We start from the raw sequence: 21,763 nt of genomic DNA, 5'->3' as shown, positions 1-21,763 counted from the left end.
CACTACCCGCCCCACGCCATGCGCCACACTTGCGCCTCCTGGCTCGTCCAACGAGGCGTCTCCCCCTACGAGGTCCAGCACCTCCTCGGCCACGAGAGCTTCCAGACCACCCAGCGCTCGCCGACCTCCAGCCCGATGCCCACAAGACCGTTCTCGGAGCCTGGGCGCGGCTTGAGACCCCGCTCACCCTCGCCGCGTAGAGCGCAGAACGTGAACCGACCCCTTCTTCCCATTCCGGACGGGAAGAAGGGGCCGGTTCGCTGTCCGCCCATCGCAGCGGGGGCGCCCGCAGGCGATGTGCCCGAGTGTCGGTGTCAACGCTCAGTAACGGAAATCCGCTGGTCGGCGCGGCGTCAGACCATGATTAACGAGCGTCATTTCAGCGTCAAGATATCGCCCGTAACGCCCACAACGCGCACAACGCGCATCGGCAAAACCCCAGGTCAGGCGTCCTTCTTCACCGGCTCCAGGATCGCCACGCACTCCACGTGGTGTGTCATCGGGAAGAGGTCGAACGCCCGCAGCTTCCGCGGCCGGTACCCCGCCTCCGCGAAGTAGGCGAGGTCGCGGGCGAGGGCCGCCGGGTCGCAGGCGACGTAGGCGATGCGGCGGGCGCCGAGGGAGGCGAGGTGCTGGACGGTGCGCTTGCCGGCGCCGGCGCGCGGGGGGTCGAGGACGATCAGGTCGGTGGAGGTGATCCGGGTGCGGGGGAGCACCTGCTCGACCTTGCCCTGTTCGATGCGGACGCGCTCCAGGTCGCGGAGGTTGTGGCGGGCGTCCTCGACGGCGCGCTTGGAGGACTCGATGCCGAGGACCGCGCCTTGGTCGCCGACGCGTTCGGCGATGGCGCCCGCGAAGAGGCCGACACCGCAGTAGAGGTCGAGGGCGGTCTCGCCCTTGCGCGGCATCAGGCCCTGCATCACGGCCTTGACCAGGGTGTCCGCCGCCTGGGGGTGGACCTGCCAGAAGCCGCCCGCGCCCACGCGGTAGGTGCGGCCGTCGGCGCGCTCGCGGACGAAGGCGCGGCCGTGGACCCGGTGGACCGAGCCGTCGCGCTCGTCCACGCGGAGGACCGAGACCGGCCGGTCCAGCTCGACCAGGGGGAGCCGGCCGCCCGGGGCGGGGGTCAGCACGATCTGGCGGTCGCTGGAACCGGTGGCGGCGATGGCCTCCACGGAGGCCATCTGCGGCCAGGAGCGCCGCTCCACGCCCAGCTCGGTGACGCCCGGCGCGGCGATCATGCAGTGGTCCACCGGCTCGACCTCGTGCGAGCGGTGCCGGCGCAGCCCCGCCCGGCCCTCGGCGTCGACCGCGTACTGGACCCGGGTGCGCCACGCGGGCACCTCGCCCGCGGGCAGCTTGTCGCCCTCGGCGGGCACCACGGTGCCGTCCCAGCCGGCCTGCTCGGGGGTGAGCCCGGCCAGCCGGGCCAGCTGCTCGGCGATCACCTCGCCCTTGAACCGCCGCTGGGCACCCGGCTTCACATGCTGCCAGTCGCAGCCACCGCAGCGGCCGGGGCCCGAGAACGGGCAGGGCGCCTCGATCCGGTCCTTCGCCGCCTCGATCACCCGTACCGCGTCGGCGCGGAGAAAGCGGGAGTCCTCGTCACCGTCGGTGACTCGTGCCACCACGCGCTCGTCCGGCAGGGTGTGCCGGACGAAGAGCACCCGCCCGTCCTCGGTACGGGCGATGCAGTGCCCGCCATGGGCGACGGGGCCCACCGTCACCTCGTACTCCTCCCCGACCAGGGAGACCGGGGCCGAAGCGGAAGGGTTCTGCATGGTGGGGTGACTCCGTACGTCGATGATCTGCTCGCTCCGGAAGGCGGGGCGCAGCCCACCAGTCTACGTCGCGCCGGGGCGTTCAGTCCCCGGCGGGCTCCTTGGGCCGCTCGTCCACCAGGCCCCGGCGGACCGATCCCGGCGCCGCCCAGTTCTGCCTCCGCCGCGCCCGCTTGCGCGCCTTCTCGGAGGAGACCAGCTGGTACGGGACGGAGGTCACCATCACCCCGGGGGTGAACAGCAGCCGCCCCTTGAGCCGCAGCGCGCTCTGGTTGTGGAGCAGATGCTCGTACCAGTGACCCACCACGTACTCCGGGATCACCACGCTCACCACATCGCGCGGGCTCTCCCGCCGCAGCCCCTTCACATAGTCGATCACCGGCCGGGTGATCTCCCGGTAGGGCGAGTCCAGGATCTTCAGCGGCACATTGATCCCGCGCCGCTCCCACTCCGCCCGCAGCGCCGTGGTCTCCTGCGGGTCCACATTGATGGAGAGCGCCTCCAGCTTGTCGACCCGCATCAGCTTGGCGTACGCCAGCGCCCGCAGGGTCGGCCGGTGGATCCGGGAGACCAGGACGATGGCATGGACCCGGGAGGGGCGGACGCTGTCCTCGCCCGGCTCGTCGGGGGCGGCGATCTCCTCGGAGACCCGGTCGTAGTGGCGCCGGATCGCGCTCATGATCGCGTAGAAGATCACCATGCCCAGCAGGGCCACCCAGGCGCCATGGGTGAATTTCGTGGCGAGGACCACCACCAGCACCAGTCCGGTGAAGAACGCGCCGAACGCGTTGATCGCCCGGGAGCGGATCATATGGCGGCGCTTGGCCGGATTCCGCTCGGTCCGCAGATGGCGGTTCCAGTGGCGCACCATGCCGGTCTGGCTCAGGGTGAAGGAGACGAAGACCCCGACGATATAGAGCTGGATCAGCTTGGTGGAATCCGCTCCGTACACCCACACCAGCAGCGCCGCCGCCCCCGCCAGCAGCACAATGCCGTTGGAGAAGGCCAGCCGGTCGCCCCGGGTGTGGAGCTGGCGCGGCAGATAGCGGTCCTGCGCCAGTATCGAGCCGAGCAGCGGAAAGCCGTTGTACGCGGTGTTCGCGGCGAGGAAGAGGACGAGTGCCGTCGCCGCCGCCAGCAGGACGAAGAAGAAGGTGCCGTCACCGAAGACGGCGGCGGCGACCTGGGAGATCACCGGGTTCTGCACATAGCCGTCGCCGACGGGGACCCCGTCGCGGAGCAGATCGTGTGCCGGGTTCTCGGCCATTTTCACATCGGTGGCCATCGCCAGTCCGATGATTCCGCAGAACATCGTCACCGCGAGCAGCCCCATCAGCGCCAGCGTCGACGCCGCGTTCCGGGACTTGGGGCGGCGGAACGCCGGTACCCCATTGCTGATCGCCTCGACCCCGGTGAGCGCGGCGCACCCCGAGGAGAAGGCCCGCAGCAGCAGAAAGACCATCGCGAATCCCGCGAGCCCGGCGTGTTCCGCCTTGATCTCCAAATCCGCGGTCGGCGCCTTCATTGTTTCGTCCAGCACAATGCCCTGGTACGCGCCCCAGGCGATCATGATGAAGACACCGCCGACAAAGACATATGTCGGAATCGCGAAGAGCTTGCCCGATTCCCGGACACCCCGCAGATTCATCACGGTGAGCAATGCGATGACCACGAAGGCGCTCAGTACCTTGTGCTCGACCACGAACGGGATCGCCGAGCCGAGGTTCTCGACTCCGGAGGAGATCGAGACGGCCACGGTGAGCACATAGTCCACCAGCAGCGCGCTGGCGACGGTCAGTCCGGCCCGGGGGCCGAGATTGGTGTTGGCGACCTCGTAGTCGCCGCCGCCGCTGGGATAGGCGTGCACGTTCTGGCGGTACGAGGCGACCACCGTGAACATCAGCACCACCACGGCGAGCGCGATCCAGGGGCTGTACTGGTAGGCCGCCACACCTGCCACGGACAGCACCAGCAGCACTTCACCCGGTGCGTATGCGACGGAGGACAGGGGGTCGGAGGCGAAGACGGGCAGGGCGATGCGCTTGGGAAGCAGCGTTTCGCCGAGCCGGTCACTGCGCAGCGCCCTGCCGATGAGAATCCGTTTGGGCAGGTCGGTCAGTTTGGACACGGAGAGGATCGTAAGGGGTCCATAAGGGGTGCGCACACCCGCCGCCCCCGCGCTCCGGCGGAATCTCGGGCTCCCGTCATACCCGCTGTCCCAGGCGTACCAAGCATGTGTAGCTTGGGCCGAGGTCTGAGACCCTTTAAGCCAGAGCACCGTTAAATACTGTGCAAAGAATTGCCAGCAGTGGCAGCCGGAAGGACGGTCGTGCACATCGTCATCATGGGATGCGGGCGAGTGGGAGCCGCTCTCGCGCAGACCCTGGAGCAACAGGGGCACACGGTCGCCGTGATCGACCGGGACCCCACGGCCTTCCGCCGGCTGGGATCCTCGTTCGGCGGGCGCCGGGTGACCGGCGTCGGATTCGACCAGGACACCCTCCGTGAGGCGGGCATCGAGGAGGCGGGGGCCTTCGCCGCCGTCAGCAGCGGCGACAACTCCAACATCATCGCCGCCCGGGTGGCCCGCGAGATGTTCGGCATCGAGAATGTCGCCGCCCGGATCTACGACCCCCGCCGGGCCGAGGTCTATCAGCGACTCGGCATCCCGACCGTCGCCACCGTCCGCTGGACCGCCGACCAGATGCTCCGCCGGCTGCTGCCGTCCGGCGCCGAGCCGCTCTGGCGCGACCCCAGCGGGGCGGTACAACTCGCCGAGGTGCACACCTCGCCCGCCTGGATCGGACAGAAGATCAGCAGGCTCCAGGACGAGACCGGCGTCCGGGTCGCCTTTCTCACCCGGCTCGGCGAGGCGGTCCTGCCCACCTCGCAGACCGTGCTCCAGGAGGGTGACCTGGTGCACATCATGATGCGGACGGACGAGATCGAGAAGGTCGAGGCGGCGTTCGCCGAAGGACCCGAGGAGGACGGTCACTGATGCGGGTCGCGATTGCCGGCGCCGGCGCGGTGGGCCGTTCCATCGCCGGGGAACTGCTGGAGAACGGACACGAGGTCCTGCTGATCGACAAGGCGCCGACGGCGATCTCGGTCGAGCGGGTGCCGCAGGCCGAGTGGCTGCTCGCCGACGCCTGCGAGATCACCTCGCTGGACGAGGCGGCGCTCCAGCGCTGCCATGTGGTCATCGCCGCCACCGGCGACGACAAGGTCAATCTGGTCGTCTCCCTGCTGGCCAAGACCGAGTACGGGGTGCCCCGGGTGGTCGCCCGGGTCAACAACCCCAAGAACGAGTGGCTCTTCAACGAGTCCTGGGGCGTCGATGTCGCCGTCTCCACCCCGCGGCTGATGTCCGCGCTGGTGGAGGAGGCCGTGAGCGTCGGCGATCTGGTACGGCTGCTGCGTTTCAGCCATGGCGACGCCAATCTGGTGGAGCTGACCCTGCCGCCCGAGTCGGGGATCGCGGGCACCCAGGTCGGGGACGTGGACTGGCCGCCGGACACCACCCTGGTCACCATCATCCGGGGCTCCCGGGTGCTCACGCCCAGCCCGGAGGAGACCCTGGAGGCGGGCGACGAGCTGCTGTTCGTGGCCGCGCAGGCGCGGGAGGAGCAGCTGGAGGAGCTGCTGTCGGTACGCCGCTGAGAGCCGCGGGGCGGCCGGGGGCGGCGGGGATCCGCTGAGAGCCGCAGGGCGGCCGGACGACCGGGGTGCTCCGGCCCCCGGTCTCCGGCGGACCGAGGGCCAGGCTGATCGAGGGCCAGGGGGAGCGGGGGCCAAGGGCGCCGGGAGGCCTCAGGCGCCCGTCCCCGCCTCCCGGTCGTCCGGCCGGATCTCGATATGGTCCGGCTCCAGCTCCAGCAGCACCCGGTCCCGCATCCCCAGCGCCTGGGTGTACTCCGCCGGAAGCTGGAGCCGCCCCGCCCGGTCCAGCATCGCGTACTCCCGCGCCACCAGCGACTCCTGACCCGTCGCCGTGTCCACCTCCGTACGGCGCAGGATCTCCGTCGAGGTCCGCCCGTCCCGGATCGCCACCGTCCGCCGCACCTCCGACGCCACCGCCTGGTCATGGGTGACGATCACGATCGTCGTCCCCAGCTCCTCATTGGCGGTCCGGAACGCCTCGAAGATCTGCTCCGCCGTATGCGAGTCCAGCTCACCCGTGGGCTCGTCCGCCAGCAGCACCGACGGCTCGTTCGCCAGCGCCACCGCGATGGCCACCCGCTGCTGCTGACCGCCGGACATCTGGTGCGGACGCCGGTCCCGGCACTCCGCCACCTCCAGCATCCTCAGCAACGCCTCGGCGCGCTCCGCCCGCTTGCTCCCGCGCCCGGTCACCCGCCCCCGCAACTGCATCGGCAGGGCCACATTCTGTATCGCCGTCAGATACGGCAGCAGATTGCGGGCCGTCTGCTGCCAGACGAACCCGACCACCTCGCGCCGGTAGCGCAGCCGCTCCTTCGCGCCCATCGCCAGCAGATCGCACCCGGCGACCCGGGCCGCGCCCGCCGTCGGCTCGTCCAGCCCCGCCAGGATGTTCATCAGCGTGGACTTGCCGCTTCCGGACGCCCCCACCAGGGCCAGCAGCTCACCCTCCCGTACCAGCAGATCCAGCCCCTGGAGCGCCTGCACCTCCACCCCGTCGGTGCTGAAGATGCGCACCAGCCGGTCGCAGGTGATCAGCGCGTCATGGCCGTAGCCGGGGCCCTCCCGGCCGGCCACCGCCCGCCGCTCCAGCTCCCGCAGATCCAGCGGCTCGCTCATCGCGTGTCTCCCACCCTCAGCTCGGTCGTTGTCGTACGCCGGGTGACCGCCCACGCCTGGAGCGCCACCACCCCCGCCGCGAGGACCACCACGGCCAGCGCGGGCACCAGCAGACTCCAGGCGTCGGGCCGCAGCTCCACCGCGCCCAGGGCGTCGAACCGTCCGTCGCCGGTCAGCGCCAGCCCGGCCAGATCGATCCCGGGTGCGAGCAGCAGGATCGCCCCCCAGCCCACCAGGGCGCCCCCGATGCCCGCGGGCAGGGTCTGCGGAAGGTTCTCCAGGACCAGCAGACGGCGGCCCTGACGGCGGGTCAGGCCCATGGTCCGCAGCCGGGCCAGGAGCGCGGTCCGCTCGGGGGCGGCGCGCATCAGCGAGAGCAGCACCGCCACCACCGCGTATCCGGCGCCGGTGGCCGCCGCCGCGACATAGATCCGCTCCGCGCCCCGCTGGACGGGTGCGTCGGTGAAGGCGGACCGCTCCTCGGCCCGGGACTCCACCGTCGCCCGGCCGCCCACCGCCTTCGTCAGCGCGGCGGACGACAGACCGTCGCCGGAGACCAGCAGGGTCGTCGGGCCCAGCGGCCAGTTCAGCCGCCCGGCGTCGACCACCACGAAGCTGCCCCCGAAGAGCGCGGGCAGGGCCTCGCGCTCCGCCACGACCCGTATCCCGAACTGTCCGTCGGAGGTACCGACGATCACCGGGCTGTCGCCGATCCGCTCGGCGACCAGGGGCGAGGCCAGCGCGGGCAGCGGACCCGACCCCCCGGTCAGCGTCTTCGCGTCGAACTCGCCCTGGCCCAGCTCGCCGGCGAGCCGCGCGTACGCCGCCGAGTCCACCGCGAAGAGGGTGACGACCGCGCCACCGCCGTCCCCGAGGTCCAGATCGAACTCCCGGCGGACGGTGACCACGTCCTCGACCCCGGGCAGCGCCCGTACCCGCTGCACCGCCCCCTCGGGCAGCTCCTCGCGGGAGGACTCCACCCGGGCGTCGGCGCCGACCGTGAGCAGCGCGGCACGGTCCCGCGCGGCGTCGATCCCGGCGAGCACCGAGCCGCCGAACGCGGCGGTCATCAGCGCCACCAGCAGCGCCAGCAGGGGCAGCGCGGTGGTGGCGGGGGCGCGGCCCGCACGGGCCAGCGCCAGAAAACCGAGCGCGCCCCGGCTCCGCGCCAGCGGCAGGGCCAGCAGCCGCAGCGGCAGCGGATACAGCCGTACGAGTACCAGCGCGGAGGCCACCCCGACCAGCACCGGTGCGGCGCTGACCAGCTGGTCGCCGGCGCCCGAGCCGGTGCCCGCGCCCCGGCTGCGCAGCGCGTACGCGGCGGCCACCGCCAGCACCAGCACGGTCGCCTCGGCGACGATCCGGCGGCGCGACGGCCGGGCGGTGCCGGAGTCCTCGCGCTCCTCGTGCAGCCGGGCCCGGCGGTGGCGCACCACGGCATGGACGGGGAGCGCGGCGCAGGAGAGCAGCGCGACGGCGCCCGCGGCGAGCGCGGCGGGCAGGGCCCGGCCCTCGGGGACCGCGAGAGCGGCGAGGACGGCGCCCAGCGCGGCGGCGGGCACCACCGGAACGGCGACCTCCGCCGCCAGCCGGCCCGCGATCCCGCGCAGCGAGGCACCCCGCGAACGCACCAGGGTCAGCTCGGACCGGCGCCGGGTGGCGGCCAGCCCGCCGGCCATCACCACCACCACGACCATGACCGTTCCGGCGCCGAACGCGGCGACCGCGACCACCGGGTCGATGGCCCGCAGTGTCTCCTCGTACCGGATCAGCACCCCGTCGAGACCGGTCGCCGCCGCCAGGGCCGGATAGTCGCCCTCGCGCAGGGCGCTCAGCGTTGGGCCGCTCTCCACGGAGGCGATGGCGGAGCGCAGCGCGGGCAGATCGGTGGCGGTCAGCCCGTCGGTCTCCACCGACAGCCGCCAGTACGCCTCGGTGCCGGGGCCCAGCGACGGCAGTACGGGGGCCGCCCGCAGCGGCAGCAGCAGCGCGCCCTGCCAGTACGGGACCGGCGGGGCCGACGGCTTCCAGCGCTTCACCGGGGCGCGCAGCACCGGCTCGTACGCCCAGTAGTCGGAGTCCGGACGCCGGGGCTCCACGATGCCGGTCACCTTCACGGCGAGCGCGCCCCGTGCGGTCTCCCGGGCCAGCCGGACCGTCGAACCGACCTTGATCTTCAGGGTCCTGGCGGTGGCGGTGGTCACCGCGGCCTCCACCGTCCGGTCGTCGGGTGACGCCCCGCCGGACCGGGGCAGCCGTCCCGAGCGCACCACGGCGTGGTCGGCGAGATCGGCCTGGGCGGCGACCGTGAACACCGGCCCGCCGCCGTCCAGCTGGGGCAGCCAGTCGTCCGTCGCCGCGTTCGGCCGGACGGTCCGGGCGCCGTACGAGGAACCCGCGCCGTCCGTCCGCAGCGGCTCGGGCAGCCGGGCCCGCGCGGCACGGTACTGCTCCGTGAGCCGCCCGGGGGCCAGATGGGCGGCCTGCTCCTTCGCGTCGCCCTCCTTGGGCGTCGCGGCCGTCAGCCCGATGGCCCGCTGCTCCGGCTCGCTCGCGCGTACCCCGTCCCGCAGCCCCTCGCCCTCGTAGGTGTCCACGGCGCGGGGGAACGCCGCCGCCAGAAACGCGGTGACCAGGACCAGAATGCCCAGGGCCACGGCGGAACCGGCGGCTGTGCGCAACCGGGTCCGGACCCAGGGAGCGACCGCCTTCACCCCGCCCGCCTCCTTGTGCTCGTTCGTGTGTTCGTGCTCGTCGTCGCCCTCGTGCCCGCGCCGTCCCCGCTCGCGGAAGGGCGCTCAGGGCCGGTGGCGGTACGGGTCGCCGCCCGCGCGGTGTCGTGACGCGGGCTCGCGGGGGGCCCTGCGGGAACCGTGGCCGGGTGGGCGGCCGGTGGTGCCGGCCGTGGTGTGGGGCGGTGCGGTACGGGGAAGGGGGCGCGGGCCATCTCACTCGCCTCCCGGGACGCGCAGCGCCGTCGCCGACTCGGCCCGGCGCAGGGCGAGTCCGGCCACCATCAGGACCGGCGCCGCCGCCACCGCCACCAGGAGCAGGGCGACCCGGTCGAACGGCAGCTCGACCAGGACCGACGGGACCGGCTGGGTCGCGCGGCCGGTCAGCACGATCAGCGGGACCACCGCCCGGGTGAGGACCGTACCGATGCCCACCCCGATCAGCAGCGCCAGCGCGATCAGCAGCGACTGTTCCATCGCCACCAGCCGGGCGAGCTGCCGCCGGGGCGCCCCCAGCGCCCGCAGCACGGCGAACTCCGCCGAGCGTTCCCGCAGCGCCCCCGCCGTGGCCACGGCGAAGCCCACCGCCGCGAGCAGGGCCGCCGCGAGGGTCGCGGCGAAGAGCGCGGACTGCGGCCCCGCGCCCAGCGGGTCCCGGTGCAGCGCGTCGGCGACCTCGTCCCGGACCTGGATCTGGCCCGCGTCCAGCGAGGGCCGCTCCCGCAGGGCCGACGCGACCCGGTCCACCGCGCCGGGCTCCGGGTGGAGCCACCACTCGCTCGGCGGCAGCCCATGGTCGGTGCGGCCCGCGAGCACCTGGTTGACGGCGCGCAGATCGACCAGGACCGCACCGCCGTCGCGGCCGGCCGGACCGGTGCCGTCGAGCACCGCCGCCGGGCCCAGCGTGGGCAGTTGCCGGGCCACCCCGGCGACCCGCACCTTCACCTCTTCGCCGGAGACCGGCACCGTGAGGGTCGAACCTTCCTTCGCCCCCGTCGACCGTGCGAACCGCTCGGTGATCAGCGCGGCGGGCACCGGCGCGGCGGGCTGCCGCAGGGTGAGCCGTACCGTCACCGAGGGCTCCGCGCTCCAGCCGTCCCACCAGGAGCGGCCCGTGTGGTACCGCACCTCCAGCGGGGTGCCCGGCGTCGACCGTACCGAGGTCACGGCGGGCTTCGCGGACCGCTCGTCGGTGGGGTCGGAACTCTCGCCGCCCGAGAGGGTTTCCCGGAAGTCCGCGTCCGACGGCATGGTGACCTGACGGTCCGTGCCGTCCGGGCCGATCGCCCGCAGCTTCTCCAGGGTCAGCTCGCGGACGGCGATCCGCTGGGAGGCGCCGGTCTCGTCCAGCTCGACGGCGGTCAGCGTGAGCGGGCCCGCCGCCCGGCCGAGCGGTGCCTCGGCGGCGGCCGCGAGGTCCAGGGTGAGGGAGTGCCGCTCGCCGTCCGGGCGGAGATCGCCCAGCGGCATGCGGTACGGCACCCCGTAGCGGTCCTGCACGACGACGGAGACGGTCACGGGGCGGGTCCGGCCAGCCTTCTCGGGCACCCGCAGTCGCAGATCGGCCGTGAGCCGGTCGGTGTCCTCGGGCAGGACCACCCCGGCCGGGGTGGCCCGCTTCGGCACCAGCGGCTTCAGCAGCCGTGCCGGGTCGCCGTCCACCAGGTCCCGCCGGGGCCGCAGTCCACCGTCGGCGCGCGCGGTGTCCAGCGCCAGGACGGTCGCCTGCCGGCCGCCCGAGACGGGCATCCCGGTACGGGCCGCCGCCACGGTGGTCCGGACGCCCGGCATCGTGTCGTAGATCCCGGACTGGCCGAACTGCGGTGTCGTCCCCCCGTTCAGCACCCGTACGGGCGCCCCGGAGGCGAAGTCGGCCTGGTCGTCCTGCGAGCGGTCCCAGGAAGCGCTCTGACCGATCGCCAGCATGCCCATCGCGACCGCGAGGACCAGCAGCAGCACCGGTCCGGTGCCCCGGCGGGGCCGGCGGCTGAACTGCCAGCCCGCGAGCGGGGCGATCAGACCCCGGCCCCGGGCGGCCCCCCGCTCGGCGAACCGCGCGACCGGCGGCAGCAGCCGCAGGGTCAGCACCGTGGCGGCGAGCAGCGCCAGCGCGGGCGCCACCACCAGCAGCGGGTCGATGCCCAGCGATCCGTTCCGGTCGCCGCCGAGGGCGTCACCGCCCGAGGTACGCCGCTCCAGCTGCCAGTAGGCGACGGCGGCGAGCGCGAGCAGCGCCAGATCCGCCCCGGCCCGCAGCGGCCCCGGCACCTCACGGGTCCGCCGCTGTCCGGCCCGTGCCGCCGTCAGCGCGGGGGCGACCACGGCCATCGCGCACAGCAGCGCCACCGCGGCACCGACCAGCCAGAGCGTGGGCGTCGGCCCGGAATCGATCCGCAGCCCGGCACGGGCCAGCGGGCCGCGCTCCGCCAGCAGCCCGGTCAGCGGCCCGGCGATCAGCGGGGCGCAGATCGCGGCGGGCAGCGCCAGCAGCAGCGCCTCCAGCGCGGAGAGCCCGACGATCCGCAGCCGGGAGGCGCCCCGGGCCAGCAGGACATGGGTCTCGCCCGCGCGCTCGCTGCTCAGCAGCCGGGCGACCAGCAGCAGTGTGTACCCGGCGAGCAGCACCAGTTGCAAGGAGACGATCAGCAGGGTGGCCCGGGAGACCAGCAGCGCCCGCTCCAGCCGGTCCAGGGTCTCCGGCAGCCCGGTGCGCGCGACGACCCCGGCGTCCTTGAGCGCGGGCAGCGCCGTGAGATGCGCCTGGCTCTTCTTGGCGGCGGCGCGCAGCGCGTCGATCCGGCCGGACTCCAGGGCGTCGAAGTCGGCGGTGGCGAGCCAGGCCAGCTCGCCCTTGCTGATCCGGTCGGCACGGAAGGCGCGCGGGTCGGTGACCAGCGGTCCGTAGGTGGTGAAGACGGCCTCCGTGCGCACCCCGCGGCCAGCCAGGTCGTCCAGCTGCCAGTACGGGTCACGGCTGTCGGCGGGCCGGTAGACGCCGGTGATCCGGATCCGGACGGGGTCGCCGCCCAGCCGGTCGGTGAGCTTGATGACCCGGGGGCCGGGGGAGAGCTTCAGCTGCTTGGCCGCCGCCTCGGGCAGCGCGACCTCCACCGGTGAGCCGTCCCCGCCGCCGGGCCAGGCACCGGCGGTCAGCCGCAGCCGGGAGCGGTCCAGGACGGCGAAGGAGGTGAGATCGGGTTCGTCGGACCGGTCCGCCGCCGGACGGAGCGAGCGCGGCAGCCCGTACGCCCCCGAGCGGTCGAACCTGCTGAGGGTGACCGGCAGTCCGTCGAAGGCGCGCTCGGCGCCGCGCCGGGCGTCCCGGGTCGCGGCGGCGCGGTCGGCGCCGGGGGTCTCCGAGGTCATGATCAGCGCGGCCGGTGCCGTGTCCCGGGTGGTGAGCGCCCGGCGCAGGCCCGCGTCCCCGACCGAACCGGCGAAGCCGGCGAGGGTGGCGAGGACGGCGGTGGTCAGCACGATCGCGAGCAAGGCGGCTGCCAACAGCAGTCGATGCCCCCGCGCGCGGAGAAAGACAAACCCCGCCACCGTACGCCCCCTGATCCCCGTGTCCCCTGGTCAGCACGGCAACCGGAACGAATGTTCGGTAAGGATGCCGTTGCCGGATGCTTTCAGACAGCACCCGATGGAGGAAAGCGCTCTCCGATAGAACTTGATGTGATTGTGATCAGGGAGGTTGCCTTGCGGCCGGGGTGAATTGCCGCCCCATCACGCCGTGATGGTTTCCGGCCGCCTCAACCGGTACCAGCGGGAACGACGAAGGGCCGCCGCCCACCCCGAGGGTGGCCGACGGCCCGTGACCGTACGCGATACGAGAGGGAGGGCTAGCGCTCGCCGTGCCCGGCGGCGGAGCCCCCGGTGACCCCGGCCGCGGCGGCCTCGCGCTCCGCCCGCTCCTTGGCCTCCATCTCCGCGAACACATCGATCGGCGGCGGCGCCTTCGCCAGGAAGACCCAGGTCAGATAGACCGCCAGCAGGAACGGTGGAATCTTCAGCGACACCAGTACCCAGCCCAACTGGGTGGTGTCCGCCCAGAGATACAGCGGGAAGAGGATCGCCGACTTGGCGAGCAGGATCAGCCCCCACGCCCAGCTCGCCTTGGTGTAGGCCAGCTTCCGGCCGGGGTTACGGGTCCGCCAGGAGAGGTTCTCCTTGAAGACCGGGCCCAGCATCAGCCCGATCAGCGGCACCCCCGCGATGGCGGTGATGATGTACGCCAGCGCCAGCCCGAGGGTGTAGAGCATCCCGGGGAGGTAGAAGTCCTTGGCATTGCCGGTCATCATCGCGAAGACCACACCGAAGGCGACCCCGAAGATCCCGCTGAAGGCGTGCTTCGTGGTGTCCTTGCGCAGCAGCCGGACCACCACCAGCACCGCGGAGACCGCGAGCGCCGCCAGCGCGGAGGAGTGCAGATCCTTGTTGATGGTGTAGATCGTCACGAACAGCAGTCCGGGGACGACGGTCTCCACCATGCCGCGCACCCCGCCGAACGCCTCGAACAGCGCCGCTTCCGTGACGGCTTTGCTGTCCTCGGGAGTGGTGGCCCCGGCGGGGGCGGACCCGTCCGGGGCGATGGGATCGTTCGTGGTGGCGGTGGTCGGCTTGTCGAATGACGTCACCGGCTACTCCTGTCCGAGCGGTCGGAGTTCATAGGTGGGGTTGAACAGCACACGGCGGCCATGGCTCATGGAGATCCGGCCGGAGACGATGAGCCTGCGGCCCGGCTCTATGCCCGTGATCGAGCGCCGGCCGAGCCAGACCACGTCCAGCGGGGCGGTGCCGTCGAACAGCTCCGCCTCCAGCGCGGGAACCCCCGCCCGCGGACGCAGGGTGACCGTGCGCAACGTACCAGTCACCCGGACGATCTCACGGTCGCCGCACTCGGCGATCCGGGTGCACCCCGAGGCCTGGGCGTCCTCCCGCAGCTCCTCGGACTCCAGGTCCTGCTGGGAGCTGGAGAGCCGGTCCAGCATGCGGCGGAAGCGGCCGGCGGGTTTCGCCGTCCGGCCGCCCTGCCCGGGGCCGCTCTCGGCGGGAGGTACTGCACTCATGTGGCAAGCGTACCGGCCCCCACCGGCACTCCCCAGGGCCCGTGCGCGAGCCGGCGGCCCTTGCCCCCCGCCACCGCTCTCAGAAGCGTTCGAAGCGGTAGCCCATGCCCGGCTCGGTGACGAAGTGCTTGGGGTGCGAGGGGTCCGCCTCCAGCTTTCTGCGCAGCTGGGCCATGTAGACCCGCAGATAGTTGGTCTCCGTCCCGTACGAAGGCCCCCACACCTCCTGGAGCAGCTGCTTCTGGCTGACCAGCCGGCCGGTGTTCCGTACCAGGACCTCCAGCAGATGCCACTCGGTCGGGGTGAGCCGGACATCCCGGCCGTCCCGGTGGACCTTCTTCGCCGCGAGGTCGACCGTGAAGCTCTCGGTCTCCACGATCACCACCTCGCCGTCGCCGCTGCCCACCGGCTCGGCCCGGCGGACCGCCGCCCGCAGCCGGGCCAGCAGCTCGTCCATCCCGAACGGCTTGGTGACATAGTCGTCCGCCCCCGCGTCCAGCGCCTCGACCTTCTCGTCGGAGGTGTGCCGGGCGGAGAGGACCAGGATCGGGACCCGGGTCCAGCCGCGCAGCCCCTTGATCACCTCGACGCCGTCCATATCGGGCAGGCCCAGGTCGAGCACCACGACATCGGGGTGGCGGGCCGCCGCGAGCTGGAGCGCGGTCGCCCCGTCCGGCGCGGCGTCCACCTCGTACTTGCGGGCCTTCAGATTGATCACGAGGGCACGTACGATCTGCGGCTCGTCATCGACCACCAGCACCCTCGTCATCGTGTGCCTGCCTCTCTGTCCTTCTCGGGGTACGGTCTGCCCCTCTCGGGGTACGGCCTGTCCTTCTCGGGGTACGGCCTGTCCTGCGCGGGGCACGGACGGTGCTTCTCGGGGTGACCCGGCGGACTCATGAGGTCACCTGGGCCGGCAGCGAACCGCCGACGGGCTCGCTGCCCGCCGCCGCCTTCAGGGTGAGCACCATGGTCATACCCCCGCCGGGGGTGTCCTCGGCCGACAGGGTGCCGCCCATGGCCTCCGTGAACCCCCGGGCCACCGCCAGCCCCAGACCCACCCCGGCGCCGCGCGGAGCGTCCCCGTACCGCTGGAACGGTTCGAAGATGCGTTCCTTCTCGTCGTCCGGGACCCCCGGGCCGCGGTCGGCGACCCGGACCTCGACCCGGTCGCCCAGGGCGCTCGCCGCCACCGTGACCGGGGTGTCCTCGGGACTGTACTTGACCGCGTTCTCCACGATGTTGGCGACGGCCCGCTCCAGCAGCCCCCGGTCGACGGAGACCATCGGCAGCGACTCCGGGATGTCCAGCTCCACACTCTCCACCGGTACGGAGACCAGCGCCATCGGCACCACCTCGTCCAGGTCGGTCACCCGGATCAGCGGGGTCACCGTCCCGGTCTGGAGCCGGGACATGTCCAGCAGATTGCCCACCAGATGGTCCAGCCGGTCGGCGCCGTCCTCGATCCCCTCCAGCAGCTCCGCCTCGTCCTCGTCGGACCAGGCGACATCGTCGGAGCGGAGCGAGGAGACCGCCGCCTTGATCGCCGCCAGCGGGGTGCGCAGATCATGGCTGACCGCGGCGAGCAGCGCGGTACGGATGCGGTTGCCCTCGGCGAGCGCACGGGCCTGCTCCGCCTGGCCGACCAGCCGCTGGCGGTCCAGGACCACCGCGGCCTGGGCGGCGAACGCCGCCAGCACCCGCCGGTCCTCGGCGGGCAGCACCCGCCCGGAGAGCGCCAGCGCCATGTGGTCGCCGACCGGCATGTCCACATCGGCGTCCTCCGGCCGCACCACCGACCGGGGGCCCACACTCCCCGCCGTGGTCCAGGGATCGACATCGCTGGTGCGTTCCAGCAGCGCCACCGACTCCATGCCGAAGGTCTCCCGTACCCGCTGGAGCAGGGCGTCCAGCGAGGTCTCCCCGCGCAGCACGCTCCCGGCGAGGAAGGAGAGTATCTCCGACTCGGCGCGCAGCCGGGCCGCCTGATGGGTGCGGCGGGCCGCGAGATCGACCACCGAGGCCACCGCCACCGCCACCGCGAAGAAGATCACGATCGCCACGATGTTCTTCGGGTCGTACACCGTCAGGGTCCGCACCGGCGGGGTGAAGTAGAAGTTCAGCAGCAAGGAACCCACCGCGGCCGAGGCGAGCGCGGGCAGCAGTCCGCCGAGCAGCGCCGCCAGTACGGTCAGGAAGAGGAAGAGCAGCACGTCATTGGCGAGGCCCAGGGAGTCGTCCACCGCCGTGAGCAGCAGCGACAGCAGCACCGGGGCGGCGACACCGACGAGCCAGCCGGCGATGATCCGGGAGCGGCCGAGCCGGGCGCCGCGCGCCACCGGCAGCCCCCGGCCCTTCCCGGCCTCGTCATGGGTGACGATATGGACATCGAGATCGGGGCCGGAGTCCCGGGCGACGGTGGCGCCGACGCCGGGGCCGAAGATGTACTGCCAGGCCTTGCGGCGGCTGGAGCCCAGCACGATCTGGGTGCCGTTGACCCCCCGGGCGAACTCCAGCAGCGAGGCCGGGATGTCGTCGCCGACGACATGGTGGAAGGTGCCGCCCAGATCCTCGACCAGGGTCCGCTGCACCGCCAGCTCCTTGGGCGACGCGGAGGTCAGCCCGTCGCTGCGGGCGATGTAGACGGCGAGGATCTCGCTGCCGGAGCCCTTCGCGGCCATCCGGGAGGCCCGGCGGATCAGGGTCTGCCCCTCGGGCCCGCCGGTGAGGCCGACCACGATCCGCTCCCTGGCCTGCCAGGTGGAACGGATGTTGTGCTCGCCCCGGTACTGCTGGAGGTACTCGTCCACCCGGTCGGCGACCCAGAGCAGCGCCAGTTCGCGCAGCGCGGTCAGATTCCCCGGGCGGAAGTAGTTGGAGAGGGCCGCGTCGACCTTGTCCGGTTTGTAGATATTGCCGTGGGCCATCCGCCGGCGCAGCGCCTGCGGGGTCATGTCGACCAGCTCTATCTGGTCGGCCCGGCGCACCACCTCGTCCGGCACGGTCTCCCGCTGCCGTACCCCGGTGATCGACTCGACCACATCGCCCAGCGACTCGAAGTGCTGGATGTTGACGGTCGACACCACATCGATCCCGGCGGCCAGCAGCTCCTCCACGTCCTGCCAGCGCTTGGCGTTGCGGGAGCCGGGGATGTTGGTGTGGGCCAGCTCGTCGACGAGGGCGACGGCCGGGCGGCGCTCCAGCACCGCGTCGACATCCATCTCGGTGAAGACGGAGCCCCGGTACTCCAGCTCCCGGCGGTGGATCTGCTCCAGCCCGTGGAGCATCACCTCGGTGCGCGGGCGGTCGTGGTGCTCCACGAAGGCCACCACGCAGTCGGTCCCGCGCTCCACCCGGCGGTGCGCCTCGGAGAGCATCGAGTACGTCTTGCCCACACCCGGTGCCGCGCCCAGGTAGATCCTCAGCTTGCCGCGTGCCATGGCCCCATTGTCTTTCCGATACCGCCGCACACGCACCGGGTCTTTCCGATACCGCGGAAGGTGCTCCGGCCGGCTGGTGCACCGGCCGCTCTGTCGCGCTGCGACGACCTTACGGCCCCGGAATCGGTCATTTCGGGCCGGGGTGGGGGAGTGGGGCCCCTCTTTGACGCGATTCTGATGTCCGGCGGCCCGGGGGTGTCGGGGGATCCCGGCTGTTCAGGGGCCCGGCTGCCCGGGCCCCGGGGCGGCGGCGGTGATCAGCCGGGCGCGGCGGTGGGCGTCAGTGGGTGACGAGATCGCCGTCGTTCAGCTCCAGCACCCGGTCGGCCAGCCCCAGCAGCTGGGGGTCGTGGGTGGCGACCAGCGCCGTGACCGACTCGGTGCGCACCACCGCCCGCAGCAGCTCCATCACCGCGAGACCGGTCTCGGCGTCCAGCTGCCCGGTCGGCTCGTCGGCGATCAGCAGCGCGGGCCGGTTGGCCAGGGCGCGGGCGATGGCGACCCGCTGCTGCTGTCCGCCGGACAGCTCCCCGGGCCGCTGATCGGCCTGGTCCGCGAGCCCGACCAGGGAGAGCAGCAGCCGGACCCGCTCCTCCCGCTCCCGGGCGGGGGTCCGGCGCAGCCGCAGCGGCACCCCGACGTTCTCGGCGGCGCTGAGGACCGGGATCAGCCCGAAGGACTGGAAGACAAAGCCGATCCGGTCGCGGCGCAGCTCCAGCAGACCGTTCTCGGCGAGGGAGCCCAGCTCGACACCGTCCACGGTGATCCGGCCCCGGTCGGCGGCGTCCAGCCCGCCGACCAGATTCAGCAGCGTGGTCTTGCCGGAGCCGGAGCGGCCCTTGAGGGCGACCAGCTCACCGCGGGGTACCTCGAAGGAGACCCCGCGCAGGGCGTGCACGGCCGCGGCCCCCGTGCCGTAGGAGCGGTGCAGATCCTCCACCCGCACCATGGGGCCCGCCCCCGGGCCGTCCAGAAGCGCCGTCCCGCCGCTGGTGTCCACCGTCTCCGCCATGACTCCCCCTCGTACGTCCGTTCCTGTTCGCCCCGCTGACCACGGCTGTCGTCCATGATCAGGGGTTCTCGGCACAGTACGGGGAAAAGGCGGTGGGCCGCACCCCCCCCGGAACACTCCGGTGCGGGGATGCGGCCCACCAGGCCGTACGTGCTAGCGGATCTCGGTGATCTCCGGGCCGCGCTGGAGCCGGGTCATGCCGCCGGAGAAGCGGGAGCCCTCCTCCTGCTCGTCCTGCTGGACACCCTCGGGCACCATCTGCGCGTCCTCGGGCAGCTTGAGGACGATCGGGTCGCGCGGGGCCATCGGACCATCGCCGCGCACCACGACGGTGTCCCGGAAGATCTGCTCCAGCAGTCCGGCGGCCTGGGGCTGCACCGCGCCCTGCCCGGAGATCACTCCGCGCAGGAACCAGCGGGGCCCGTCGACGCCGACAAAGCGCACCAGCTGTACCCCGCCGGTGCCGTCCGGCAGCTGTACGGGCACCTGCGCCCGCAGCTCCCAGCCCAGCGGGCCCTCGACCTCGTCGATGATCCCGCCCTGCTGGGTGATGCCGGAGGCGATCTCCTCGCGCACCTCGCCCCAGATGCCCTCGTGCTTGGGGGCCGCGAACGCCTGGAGCTGGACGGCGCTGTCCTGGAGTACGACCGTGGCCGCCACGATCGCGTCACCGGCGACCTCGACCCGCAGCTCCATGCCCTCGACCCCGGGCACGAAGAGGCCGCCGAGGTCGACCCGGCCCTCGCCGGGGCTGCCGACCTCGGTGATGTCCCAGGGGCCGTCCGGCCGCGGCGCCGGCGGCAGATTCAGCCGCTGCGACCCCTCATCCGCGGAGCCCGCGGGGTCCGCCTCGGCGGTCCCGCTGTCGCGCTCGTCGACGACCTGCTCGGCCTCGCCCGCTGCGTCCGCGTCCTGCGCGGAACCACTCTTCTTGCGACGTCCGAACACGTCACTGTCCTTCCCGGTCGGATACGACGGAAGCGTATCGATTCCCACCCGTTGAGCCGTCCACCGCGGCCGATCCGCCCACAGCGGCGTGACCGCCGGTGGACCCGAGGCCCCCCGCGGCCCGCGCCGAGCCGGGAAGCTCCGCCACCTCGTGGAAGCGCACCTTCTCGACCTGCTGGACGACCAGTTGCGCAATGCGGTCGAAACGCTCGAACCGCACCGTCTCGCGCGGGTCGAGATTGACCACGATCACCTTGATCTCCCCACGGTACCCGGCATCAATCGTCCCTGGGGCATTGACGAGGGCGACGCCGCAGCGGGCGGCGAGCCCGGAGCGCGGATGCACGAAGGCGGCGTACCCGTCGGGCAGCGCGATCGAGACCCCGGTGGGCAGCACCGCCCGCTCGCCCGGGGCCAGCTCCGCGGCCTCGCAGGTGACCAGGTCGGCGCCCGCGTCGCCCGGGTGCGCGTACGAGGGGAGCGGCACCTCGGGGTCCACCCGGCGGATCAGTACGTCGACGGGGCCGGGGCTCTGCGTCGGGGACATCAGGGATTCACCTCGAAGGCGCGGACGCGCCGGATCTGGTCGGGGTCGGACATCACGGCCCGGATCTCCTCGGGGCGGCCGTTCTCCGTGAAGTGGTCGACCTTGACCTCGATGAACAGGGCCTGGGCGCGGACGGCCACCGGGCCGTCGGGGCCCCCGATCCGGCCCACCGCACGGGAGTAGATCTTGCGCCCGGCCACCGCGGTGACCTCGGCCTGGAGGAAGAGCACGGTGCCCACGGGCACGGGACGGACGAAGTCGGTCTCCAGCCGGCCGGTCACCGCGATCACCCGCAGCAGCCAGTTCAGCGAGCCCAGCGTCTCGTCGAGGGCGGTGGCCAGCACTCCGCCGTGGGCCAGGCCCGGGGCGCCCTGGTGGGCGCTCTGCACGGTGAACTCGGCGGTGATCCGCACCCCGTCCCCGGCGCGCGCCGCGAGGTGCAGGCCGTGGGGCTGGCCCTGACCGCAGCCGAAACAGTGGTCGTAGTGGGAACCGAGCAGCTCACCGGGGGCCGGGGCGGCGGGGTGCCGTACCGGCGGTATGGCGTTCGGCGGCGGGGTCAGGGACGGGGGCGCGGACTCCGCCTCCCGGTGGTTCTCAGTGCTCACAGCCGCAGACCTTACCCGCGGTCGCCCCGGCCGGACCACGTGAGCCGGACACCGCGCGGGGAGACCCCGGGCCGGGCGCCCGGCCCGGATCCCGGGCGGGCCGGATCCCGGGCGGGCCGGATCCCGGGCGGGCCGGTGCCCGGTCCGGGCCGGCTCCGGCGGGAGGGCCGGTGGACCCGCCGCCCGGGCCCCGCGGCGGGCCGTGCCAAGCTTGGGCCCATGCAGCAGCCTTCCGCCCCGCGCTACGACGAACGACTGACCGTCCCCCGTCTCTGGTGGGCGCTGCCCGTCCTGGCGGGCTTCTCCGGGGCCCTGGTCGCCACCCCCATCGGCACCCTGGCGATGCTGGGCGGCCTGGTGATCGCCGCCGCCCTCACCGCGGTCATGATCAGCTCCTATGGCTCGGCCCGGATCCGGGTGGTGGCGGACTCGCTGGTCGCGGGGGACGCCCGGATCCCGCTGACGGCGCTGGGCGAGGCCGATGTGCTGGACCCGGAGGAGGCCCGCGCCTGGCGCTCGTACAAGGCCGACCCGCGCGCCTTCATGCTGCTGCGCAGCTATGTCCCGACGGCGCTGCGGGTCCGGGTCACCGACCCCGACGACCCGACGCCGTATCTCTATCTCTCCACGCGCGACCCCAAGGCGCTGGCCGCCGCGCTGACGGCCTGAACCCCCTCCCCGGTAGGGGAAAGGTCCCGGGGGCTCCCGGACGCCCTCAGACGCCCCTCACGGGCGGGTGGGCGCGGTACGGAGCGCTGAGCCGTGCCACCCGTACGGGTCAGGGCACCCGGGAGGTCCCGGAACGCCGCGCGGGCCCGTACGGAGCGATGGTCGGTCGCTCCGTACG

17 protein-coding genes are annotated in these 21,763 nt (G+C 73.1%); 4 read left to right on the top strand and 13 right to left on the bottom strand.

Annotated features, from left to right (window positions below):
• The first annotated feature begins 18 nt into the window (after window positions 1–18).
• The gene (locus ABT354_RS20475; RefSeq protein WP_351495731.1) at window positions 19–558 is read left to right on the top strand and encodes a site-specific integrase; all 540 of its coding nucleotides are present in this window, start codon (window positions 19–21) and stop codon (window positions 556–558) included.
• On the opposite strand, the gene ABT354_RS20470 is transcribed toward ABT354_RS20475, so the two are convergent.
• Together ABT354_RS20470 and ABT354_RS20465 are read right to left on the bottom strand one after the other, a co-directional pair.
• Window positions 444–1,781 (bottom strand): class I SAM-dependent RNA methyltransferase, encoded by a 1,338-nt coding sequence (locus tag ABT354_RS20470; RefSeq protein ID WP_351495729.1) that lies wholly within the window; start codon window positions 1,779–1,781, stop codon window positions 444–446. The genes ABT354_RS20475 and ABT354_RS20470 overlap by 115 nt on opposite strands.
• A gap of 82 nt (window positions 1,782–1,863) precedes the next feature.
• Entirely contained in the window at window positions 1,864–3,909 is a 2,046-nt protein-coding gene (locus tag ABT354_RS20465) for an APC family permease (protein ID WP_351495727.1), read from the bottom strand.
• A 201-nt stretch (window positions 3,910–4,110) separates the two neighbouring features.
• Between ABT354_RS20465 and ABT354_RS20460 the strand changes: the two genes are divergently transcribed.
• Together ABT354_RS20460 and ABT354_RS20455 are read left to right on the top strand one after the other, a co-directional pair.
• Complete coding sequence (locus tag ABT354_RS20460) at window positions 4,111–4,779, top strand: potassium channel family protein (protein ID WP_351495725.1); 669 nt, start codon at window positions 4,111–4,113, stop codon at window positions 4,777–4,779.
• Window positions 4,779–5,441, top strand: a complete 663-nt coding sequence (locus ABT354_RS20455; protein ID WP_351495723.1) for a potassium channel family protein — start codon at window positions 4,779–4,781, stop codon at window positions 5,439–5,441. The genes ABT354_RS20460 and ABT354_RS20455 overlap by 1 nt, the downstream gene beginning before the upstream one ends.
• Before the next feature lie 150 nt (window positions 5,442–5,591).
• On the opposite strand, the gene ABT354_RS20450 is transcribed toward ABT354_RS20455, so the two are convergent.
• From ABT354_RS20450 to ABT354_RS20400, 11 genes are all read right to left on the bottom strand, one after another.
• Window positions 5,592–6,560 (bottom strand): ATP-binding cassette domain-containing protein, encoded by a 969-nt coding sequence (locus tag ABT354_RS20450; RefSeq protein ID WP_351495721.1) that lies wholly within the window; start codon window positions 6,558–6,560, stop codon window positions 5,592–5,594.
• Window positions 6,557–9,274 carry an FtsX-like permease family protein gene (locus tag ABT354_RS20445; protein WP_351495719.1) on the bottom strand — a complete coding sequence of 906 codons (2,718 nt, stop codon included), beginning with the start codon at window positions 9,272–9,274 and terminating at the stop codon, window positions 6,557–6,559. Before ABT354_RS20445 ends, ABT354_RS20450 begins: the two co-directional genes overlap by 4 nt.
• A gap of 234 nt (window positions 9,275–9,508) precedes the next feature.
• Window positions 9,509–12,838, bottom strand: a complete 3,330-nt coding sequence (locus ABT354_RS20440; RefSeq protein WP_351495717.1) for an FtsX-like permease family protein — start codon at window positions 12,836–12,838, stop codon at window positions 9,509–9,511.
• 296 nt (window positions 12,839–13,134) lie between these two features.
• Complete coding sequence (locus ABT354_RS20435) at window positions 13,135–13,929, bottom strand: DUF3159 domain-containing protein (protein ID WP_351495715.1); 795 nt, start codon at window positions 13,927–13,929, stop codon at window positions 13,135–13,137.
• Window positions 13,930–13,932: 3 nt separating this feature from the next.
• Window positions 13,933–14,361, bottom strand: a complete 429-nt coding sequence (locus ABT354_RS20430; protein WP_502983455.1) for an OB-fold nucleic acid binding domain-containing protein — start codon at window positions 14,359–14,361, stop codon at window positions 13,933–13,935.
• 79 nt (window positions 14,362–14,440) lie between these two features.
• The gene (locus ABT354_RS20425; protein ID WP_351495713.1) at window positions 14,441–15,130 is read right to left on the bottom strand and encodes a response regulator; all 690 of its coding nucleotides are present in this window, start codon (window positions 15,128–15,130) and stop codon (window positions 14,441–14,443) included.
• 127 nt (window positions 15,131–15,257) lie between these two features.
• Window positions 15,258–17,801: an ATP-binding protein gene (locus tag ABT354_RS20420; protein WP_351495712.1), complete on the bottom strand. Its 2,544-nt coding sequence runs from the start codon at window positions 17,799–17,801 to the stop codon at window positions 15,258–15,260.
• Between the two features lie 280 nt (window positions 17,802–18,081).
• Window positions 18,082–18,813: an ABC transporter ATP-binding protein gene (locus ABT354_RS20415; RefSeq protein ID WP_351495710.1), complete on the bottom strand. Its 732-nt coding sequence runs from the start codon at window positions 18,811–18,813 to the stop codon at window positions 18,082–18,084.
• Between the two features lie 153 nt (window positions 18,814–18,966).
• Window positions 18,967–19,761, bottom strand: a complete 795-nt coding sequence (locus ABT354_RS20410) for a DUF3710 domain-containing protein (protein WP_351495708.1) — start codon at window positions 19,759–19,761, stop codon at window positions 18,967–18,969.
• A gap of 1 nt (window position 19,762) precedes the next feature.
• The gene (gene dut / locus ABT354_RS20405) at window positions 19,763–20,308 is read right to left on the bottom strand and encodes a dUTP diphosphatase (protein ID WP_351495706.1); all 546 of its coding nucleotides are present in this window, start codon (window positions 20,306–20,308) and stop codon (window positions 19,763–19,765) included.
• A complete protein-coding gene (locus ABT354_RS20400; protein WP_351495704.1) occupies window positions 20,308–20,916 on the bottom strand; it encodes a PaaI family thioesterase in 609 nt (202 codons plus the stop codon). Before ABT354_RS20400 ends, dut begins: the two co-directional genes overlap by 1 nt.
• 219 nt (window positions 20,917–21,135) lie before the next feature.
• Here ABT354_RS20400 and ABT354_RS20395 point away from each other — a divergent pair, with 219 nt between their 5' ends.
• Complete coding sequence (locus ABT354_RS20395; RefSeq protein ID WP_351495702.1) at window positions 21,136–21,585, top strand: DUF3093 domain-containing protein; 450 nt, start codon at window positions 21,136–21,138, stop codon at window positions 21,583–21,585.
• Window positions 21,586–21,763: the final 178 nt, after the last annotated feature.

The organism is Streptomyces sp. NPDC000594, assembly GCF_040299965.1.
Classification (GTDB): domain Bacteria; phylum Actinomycetota; class Actinomycetes; order Streptomycetales; family Streptomycetaceae; genus Streptomyces.
Note: the sequence above shows the minus strand (reverse complement) of the source record. Positions and strands in the feature narration are given on the sequence as shown.

Coding starts and splice junctions, on each gene's coding strand:
- dut (WP_351495706.1), bottom strand. CDS start 20,308: ATGTCCCCGACGCAGAGCCCCGGCCCCGTCGACGTACTGATCCGCCGG.
- ABT354_RS20475 (WP_351495731.1), top strand. CDS start 19: ATGCGCCACACTTGCGCCTCCTGGCTCGTCCAACGAGGCGTCTCCCCC.
- ABT354_RS20455 (WP_351495723.1), top strand. CDS start 4,779: ATGCGGGTCGCGATTGCCGGCGCCGGCGCGGTGGGCCGTTCCATCGCC.
- ABT354_RS20420 (WP_351495712.1), bottom strand. CDS start 17,801: ATGGCACGCGGCAAGCTGAGGATCTACCTGGGCGCGGCACCGGGTGTG.
- ABT354_RS20395 (WP_351495702.1), top strand. CDS start 21,136: ATGCAGCAGCCTTCCGCCCCGCGCTACGACGAACGACTGACCGTCCCC.
- ABT354_RS20470 (WP_351495729.1), bottom strand. CDS start 1,781: ATGCAGAACCCTTCCGCTTCGGCCCCGGTCTCCCTGGTCGGGGAGGAG.
- ABT354_RS20425 (WP_351495713.1), bottom strand. CDS start 15,130: ATGACGAGGGTGCTGGTGGTCGATGACGAGCCGCAGATCGTACGTGCC.
- ABT354_RS20415 (WP_351495710.1), bottom strand. CDS start 18,813: ATGGCGGAGACGGTGGACACCAGCGGCGGGACGGCGCTTCTGGACGGC.
- ABT354_RS20450 (WP_351495721.1), bottom strand. CDS start 6,560: ATGAGCGAGCCGCTGGATCTGCGGGAGCTGGAGCGGCGGGCGGTGGCC.
- ABT354_RS20430 (WP_502983455.1), bottom strand. CDS start 14,361: ATGAGTGCAGTACCTCCCGCCGAGAGCGGCCCCGGGCAGGGCGGCCGG.